Source organism: Pinibacter soli (genome assembly GCF_029961145.1).
Classification (GTDB): Bacteria; Bacteroidota; Bacteroidia; order Chitinophagales; family Chitinophagaceae; genus Pinibacter; species Pinibacter soli.
The window spans coordinates 1,745,381-1,752,062 of record NZ_JASBRG010000007.1 but is presented as its reverse complement, the minus strand read 5'-3'; the positions used below and the strand labels follow the sequence as shown (position 1 = coordinate 1,752,062).

The 6,682-nt window shown below is 40.4% G+C and carries 6 protein-coding genes; 2 read left to right on the top strand and 4 right to left on the bottom strand.

Annotated features, from left to right (window positions below):
• The first annotated feature begins 104 nt into the window (after positions 1-104).
• On the top strand, positions 105-521 hold the full coding sequence (aroQ, locus tag QJ048_RS17475) for a type II 3-dehydroquinate dehydratase (protein ID WP_282335695.1): 417 nt from the start codon (positions 105-107) through the stop codon (positions 519-521).
• 177 nt (positions 522-698) lie between these two features.
• Here the strand turns inward: aroQ and QJ048_RS17470 are convergent, their stop codons facing one another.
• The 3 genes from QJ048_RS17470 to QJ048_RS17460 all read right to left on the bottom strand — a co-directional run bounded on the left by QJ048_RS17470 (position 699) and on the right by QJ048_RS17460 (position 4,886).
• Complete coding sequence (locus QJ048_RS17470; protein ID WP_282335694.1) at positions 699-1,508, bottom strand: DUF4249 domain-containing protein; 810 nt, start codon at positions 1,506-1,508, stop codon at positions 699-701.
• Between the two features lie 91 nt (positions 1,509-1,599).
• Entirely contained in the window at positions 1,600-3,936 is a 2,337-nt protein-coding gene (locus QJ048_RS17465; RefSeq protein ID WP_282335693.1) for a TonB-dependent receptor, read from the bottom strand.
• 260 nt (positions 3,937-4,196) lie between these two features.
• Positions 4,197-4,886 carry a peptidylprolyl isomerase gene (locus QJ048_RS17460; RefSeq protein ID WP_282335692.1) on the bottom strand — a complete coding sequence of 230 codons (690 nt, stop codon included), beginning with the start codon at positions 4,884-4,886 and terminating at the stop codon, positions 4,197-4,199.
• Between the two features lie 170 nt (positions 4,887-5,056).
• Here QJ048_RS17460 and QJ048_RS17455 point away from each other — a divergent pair, with 170 nt between their 5' ends.
• Positions 5,057-5,761, top strand: a complete 705-nt coding sequence (locus QJ048_RS17455) for a toxin-antitoxin system YwqK family antitoxin (protein WP_282335691.1) — start codon at positions 5,057-5,059, stop codon at positions 5,759-5,761.
• Between the two features lie 101 nt (positions 5,762-5,862).
• Here the strand turns inward: QJ048_RS17455 and QJ048_RS17450 are convergent, their stop codons facing one another.
• A complete protein-coding gene (locus QJ048_RS17450; protein WP_282335690.1) occupies positions 5,863-6,648 on the bottom strand; it encodes a gluconate 5-dehydrogenase in 786 nt (261 codons plus the stop codon).
• Between the last annotated feature and the right edge of the window lie 34 nt (positions 6,649-6,682).

Sequence of the window (6,682 nt, the reverse complement as noted above, 5' to 3'; positions counted from 1 at the left end):
TTTTTTTTTTTGATGTTAGCCGAAAGGTTGCGGCAAGTAGTCGGAGAATATTGATTTTAATATTAACTTTCAACTTTCAACTTTCAACTTTCAACTTTCAATTGATGAAGCTCGCTATTATCAACGGACCTAACCTTAATCTTCTTGGAACGAGAGAGCCTGGTATTTACGGTAGCCAGACTTTTGAAGCGTTTTATGCAGATCTGCAGAAACTGTTTCCTGCCATTTCATTTCACTATTTTCAAAGCAATGTTGAAGGCGAGTTGATCAATGAACTGCAGCGAGTGGGCTTTGACTACGATGGTATTATAATGAACCCTGGTGGCTATACTCACACTTCTGTAGCGATTGGGGATGCAATAGCGGCCATTAAAACGCCGGTGATTGAAGTGCACATTAGCAATGTACATGCTCGTGAAGATTTCAGGAAACTGTCGCATGTTTCTGCTAAAGCAAAAGGAACGATTGCTGGACTGGGAATGAAAGGGTACGAGCTGGCGGTGAGATTCTTCTTGGCTTAAGAACAACCGAACTAATTTGAAAATTTGAGGATTTGAAAATTTGAAAATTCTTTCAGCTAGGCTTTGCTCTTTTTATTTATTCCCTTGGCATCTGAGAGCGAAGAAACTAATTGAGATCACACACCTAAAGCATTTTCAAATCCTCAAATTTTCAAATTGCAATTGCAAGGCAATTGCTTATTTTACAATCACCGATTTTTGCGATACACTGTACGCCGAAAAATATCCCAACGCGCCTCCGGTGATGCTGCTAACTGGATTCGCTGGTGCAGGATTGTCTGGACGATCAACGATGGTCTGAAGAGAATTGAAATACTCATAGTTTACTTTGTCAACACTTCTCATTTCTACAGACACCGAATCTCCTTTTTTAATGTACTCCTTATCCTTCCTAAAAAGAGTAAAGTTTGTTGAGTTGCCGTCAAAATATTTGTCGTTTGTGATATTGATGGCTTTAGACGAAACGCCATTGATGTATTGTTTAAAATAATAGTTATTGCCCAAACCTTTTGGATCAGTGAAATACACAACCGCTTCGAGCGTGTCTTCATCGCTGGATTTGAAGGTAGAGTGTTGTATTTTAATTTCATCTAAAGGAACAACTGCCGGCATTGTGGAACTCGCTGTGTATTCTTTGTTGTCAGTTGTTTTTATGTACAGATTGTATGTGCTGCCCACAGTACCTTTCAATGTTGCTGTTTGATAAGAGCCTGGAGCTGTTTCTTTAAGCGTTTCGCTATTCCCTTTGTTATCAGAAATTTTTACAACAGCGTTTTGAACTGCCGGAAAACTATTTGTTTGATCGTAATCCACGCTTGTAGAAAGCTTGATCGTATATGGACCGGGAGTATTGGAAATATTGCCTTCCACTACTAGTTGAGGTGCCGAGTTATTTGTTTTAACGTCGATTACCTTTTCGCATGATGTTGTGCCAACTACTACAGCCAACACTAGTAACATCGATATTATAGATTGAGTATGTTTCATCTGTATTGTCTTATTTTATTTTGGTCAGATGGAATTCGCGTGAAAACAATCATCGCTTTTGGTTGGCAAAATTGTTGTCATGCTCATTTCATTAGAATTTGAAATTGTAGGTTACAGAAGGAATGAATTTGAACAAGGCAACCTGAACAGCTTCTGTTTTGGTTGGGTCATCTTCGTTTGTTTTGAAGTTGATCGTGTAAGCGTTTTCTCTACCATAAGCATTATACAGAGAGAATGTCCAGCTTGATTCTTTTGTGGCAGTTTTCTTAACAATGTAAGTTGCGCCAAGATCAAGTCTGTGATAGGCTGGCATACGGTAACCATTTCTTTCAGTGTAATAGTTCACAACCTGGTTGTCTACCTGATACTTGCCGCTTGGGAAAGTAGTTGCGTTACCTGTGTAGTAAACGAAGTCGGCTGAGAATGTCCATTTTTTGCTTAACTCATACATCGCCACAACGGAAATGTCGTGCGTACGATCTTGTCTGGCGGAAAACCATGAACCCTTGTTAATGCCCGCAAATTGTCTTTCACTTTTCGCTATTGTATAGCCAATCCAGCCTGTTAATTTGCCTGATTTTTTCTTGATCAAAAATTCTGCACCGTAAGCTCTTCCTTTACCAAATAACAACTGCGATTCTACGTTTTCATTACCATAAATATCTGCCCCATTTTTATAGTCGATCTGGTTCTGCATTAATTTATAATAAAGCTCAGTTGAGAATTCGTACTGGTTGTTTTTAAAGTTCCTGAAATAGCCAACAGTGAACAGATCCGCAACTTCCGGCTTCACATTGTTGCTGCTTGGTATCCACACATCCCACGGTGACGAGGTTGACGAGGTGCTCAACAGGTGCATGTTTTGCGTATTGCGTGAATAACCTCCTTTAATGGAGTGCTGATCATTTATAACATAGCTTAATGATATTCTTGGCTCAGCAAAGAAGTATGTTTTTACCAAACCCGTGTTGCTGTACACTGAAGAATCTTTTATGCTGCTATCATCATTGTAAGTGTAAAATGTTCCCGGCCCCAATAATGAAAATGAACTGAAACGAACGCCATAGTTCACGTTTAAATGATCGGAGAATGTCCATGTATCATTGATGTAAGCGCCGTTTTCCCAACCATGTTTTTTCTGCAACTCCATGTTATTGATACCTGACTTTGGATTTGCGGTTACTTCGCCCGGAACAAAGGTGTGTGCGATAGAGTTGATACCAAATTTTACGTTGTGATTTGTTCCGACATACCATTGCAAATCCTCCTTGAAGTTCCAGTCTTGTATGGCAGACGTGATCTTTACATCATCACCATTATTGTTGAGGAGGATATGATAATTATAGTTGCTGAAAATAAGAGAAGTGTTAGAAAACAATTTACTGTTGAAGATGTGGTTCCAGCGAAGGGTAGCAGTTGAATTGCTCCAGTCGAGGCCAAACTGTTTATTGTAATTAAAGTTATCACGACCGAAATATCCTGACAAATAAATACGGTCCTTATCGCCTAGTTTATAGTTTGCTTTCGCATTGATATCGTAGAAGTAAAGCGTTGAATTTTTCGCCGTAGTATCTTTTGATAATTTAAGGAAAACATCTGCATAAGTGCGTCGCGCAGAAATGATAAAAGAACCTTTATCCTTAACGATTGGCGCTTCAACACTCAATCTCGATGAAATAAGACCAATACCGCCGCTAACACTTGCCCGCTTGTTGTTTCCTTCATTCATTTTTAAATCGACAACAGAAGACAATCTTCCACCGTATTCTGAAGGTGCGGTTCCCTTGTAAATAGTCGCATCTTTAATAGCGTCTGAGTTAAAAACAGAAAAGAATCCCAGCATGTGAGAAGGATTGTACACCGGAGCCTCATCCAGCAAAATAAGGTTTTGGTCGGCGCTGCCTCCACGTACATAGAAGCCTGAATTACCATCGCCTGCAGACTGAATACCCGGCAAGAGTTGGATGGTTTTCAGCACATCCTTTTCTCCAAAAATCACAGGGATGTTTTGAATCTCTTTCATGCTTACTTTTTCAACGCCCATAACAGGTCGCAAAACAGCTTCATTTTTTTTACGACTGCTAACGACAACTTCCTGTAGAGTGCTGTTGGCTCTTCCCAATTGCATGTTCAACCGGATATCTTTGTTGACATCCAAAGAAATCGTCTGTACATTGAAACCCACTGATTGCGCCACGAGTGTGTATTTGCCCTTGGGCACAGTGAGGGAATAAAATCCATAAGAATTGGTGACGATACCGGCGCTTTTGAGTTCTTTGATATAAACGGACACTCCGATCATATCTTCGCCGGTTGCGGAATCTTTTACTGTTCCGCTAATGCTAAACTTTTCCTGAGCATTGGCAGCTATAGATAGCACAGACAGGATAAGTGCCACTAACAGCTGAAGGCTTTTTTTAAATTGCATGTAAGGGTTTTAAAATTTTCTAATGATAAGGCCGCAAAAATCTTTATCTCATAGTCAAGAAATCGTTAAAATAGCCCAAAACAAGGTTTCATGCGATTTGGCACGCAAAATTATGCCATATGTTAAACTTTGGGTATTAAATAGTGATAAAAGGGTGGTTAAATAGGACTAATATTTTAACAAGATTAGTAGGGGCGAATTGCATTCGCCTTTTCCTAAGAATCGCATTCGCCCTTTAGGCGAGGCCGAATGTCGGATATTTATAAGAAAATTCGCAAGAGTAGAGCATAGCCAATATCCTGTTTCATATTGTCGGCCTTCTTAATTATGTGGACACCGGTTCTGCTCCAAACAATGAATACTTCTCCCTTTTTATGCGCCATGATTTGCTGTTCGATTTCCGGCAAAATGTGACCTTTTGCTATCCAGCCAAGATCTCCTTTGGTAGCAATTTCTCCCCCCATCGAGTACATCTGAGCCATGTCTTCAAAAGTCGCCTGGCCGTTGTTAATACGGTTAAGAATTGATTTGGAGAGGGAATCTGCCACGCGGTAGGTAAGTACAGATGTATCAATAAAAACCTGGCTGATACGGTTAAATGTGCCGGGCTCCTGCGCCAAAACTTCTACGAGATATTTGTCCTGCTTCCTGGTTAAGAATGGGCCATAAACCTTGCCGGGTTTGCCGTGATATGCCATGCTATCGGCAACGCCTTGAAAGTTTAAGGTATTCATAACCACTACCGTATCAATCTTGTATTTTTTCTTTAAAATGTCGCGAGTGTACAAGATCGGATTGTAGGATTTTTCAATTCCTTCCTTTATTTGCGGTATTGTTTTTGGTACAACTACCGCGGGCTGTGGCGGTGCCGGTTGTTTGTTTTGCGCACTTACAGAAAAGAAAAGAAATAAATAGGTTGATACAAAAAGGATGATTTTAAGCCGCGCCATAATTGAAATTAGGAATTAGAAATTAGAAATCAGGAAATAGTCGCAAAGAAATATATTGCCGGACGGGGTAAGTATCATTTACTTTTGACCAGCAAAAGGGAGAAGATTCAAAACTTAGTATTTAATACTTTTTTGCAGAATAAATTATTTGATCAGTACGTTTTATAGACATGAAAAAGATTGCTCTGAAATTTTCTATTGTAGTGTTCATTACATTTTTCATTGCCGGTCCTTTAATGGCTCAGCAATGGAAAAGTTATGTTATTGGCGTGAAAGGTGATACACTTAACCGTGTTGACAAAAAAGACAAAAAACAAGGGAAGTGGGTGGTGAGAGTTGAATCGCTACGCGGCGAACCGGGATATGAGGAAGAGGGCGTTTTTGTTGACGGCCGCAAGGAGGAAACATGGCGCAAATACAGCCTCATGGGTGATTTGCTGGCGGTAGAAAATTATAAGTGGGGACTAAAAGATGGCAGTAATTTGTACTACAGCAGTTTAACCGGAAATGTTGCGATAGAAGAAAGCTGGCTGGCCATCAATCCTGATAAGTTATATGATACTATTGATGTAGAAAACGTTGATGATCCCGGGCATTTTACTCGTGTGATAATCAAAAATGACGGGTCTTCATTAAAGCATGGTACGTGGAAATATTACGACCCGACTACAGGATTTGTCACTAAAACCGAATTTTACCATTTAGGAAAGTTAGACACGGATCCATTGGCTAAGGCTGCGTCTACAGATTCGCCGACTTCTGTTAAAAAAGATGCCGCAAAAACAAGTTCCAAGCCAAAAGAAGTAGAAGAGTTTGAGAAACAGAACGCGGGCAAAAAGAAAGTGAAAGTGAGGGATGGAGCGACGGGGTATTAAGAGTTGAAAATTGAAAGTTGAAAATGGAAAATGCTTCAAATGAAACAGGCTTGATTGACCTTAGGCATTTTCAATTTTCAACTTTCAATTTTCAATTAAACCTACTCGTGACTCGCTTTACCAAGCGTCGCCAGAATACCGCCATCAACATATAAAATGTGACCGCTTACAAAATCAGAAGCTTGTGATGCAAGGAAGATTGCGGCACCCTGCAAATCTTCAGGATTGCCCCATCTTGCTGCTGGTGTGCGTTTAAGGATAAACTCATTGAACGGGTGACCATTCTCGCGAATTGGAGCGGTTTGCGCCGTTGCAAAATAACCGGGCCCGATTCCGTTTACCTGGATATTATGTTTAGCCCATTCAGTTGCCATGCTGCGCGTAAGCATTTTCAAACCACCTTTAGCAGATGCGTATGCACTTACAGTTTCACGACCCAACTCGCTCATCATTGAACAAATGTTAATGATCTTACCGCCGCTGTTGCGTGCGATCATGCGTTTTGCAACATGCTTACCTACGATGAACGGAGCTGTTAAATCAATTTTCAACACCAACTCAAAGTCCGCCACTTCCATATCAACGATTGGCGTTCTTTTGATAATGCCTGCGTTGTTGATAAGAATGTCAACCGGAGCCACTTCTTTCTCAATTTGATCAAGCGCCGCTATCACTTCGCTTTCAACAGTAACGTCAAAGCGGTAACCATAGGCTTTGTAACCTTGCGCCTCGTATTCTTTTATGGCGTTGTCTAATTTTTCCTGTGATACATCATTTACTATGATTGTAGCACCGGCTTTTGCCAGCGCAATAGTCATCGCCATTCCCAGGCCATGTGTACCGCCAGTAGTGAGAGCGGTTTTTCCTTTTAAGCTAAATAGTTCCATGATTTTATTTGTTGATTTTTGAATTAGATATTTC